1 protein-coding gene is annotated in these 255 nt (G+C 69.0%); it reads left to right on the plus strand.

The genetic code is table 11. The features are described 5' to 3' along the window. The coding region (locus tag QSJ97_RS24885; RefSeq protein WP_285675196.1) for a hypothetical protein at window positions 1–255 on the plus strand (255 nt) is incomplete at both ends.

A 255-nucleotide genomic window follows, 5' to 3' on the forward strand; every position in this document is an offset into this window, starting at 1 on the left:
GACGCGCCCTCGAGATCGGCGGCACCTCCTGCAGCTCGGTCAATGCCATTCTCGGGAACAGCCTGCATCGCCACCGGCCCGAGACGCCCGCGGAGGGGCCGGCGATCACGCACCAGAACATCTGCGGGCCCGAGTGTTTCCACCGAGGAGGCATCGCGCAGCGATGGGCGCGCAGCGTCAAGATGCTCCACCATCCGACCCACGACCGACCGGGAGCCTTGAAGCCCGGCGGCATGGCAGACGCTTTTGCCGAGC

Source organism: Paralimibaculum aggregatum (genome assembly GCF_030270585.1).
GTDB classification, from domain to species: Bacteria; Pseudomonadota; Alphaproteobacteria; order Rhodobacterales; family Rhodobacteraceae; genus Thermohalobaculum; species Thermohalobaculum aggregatum.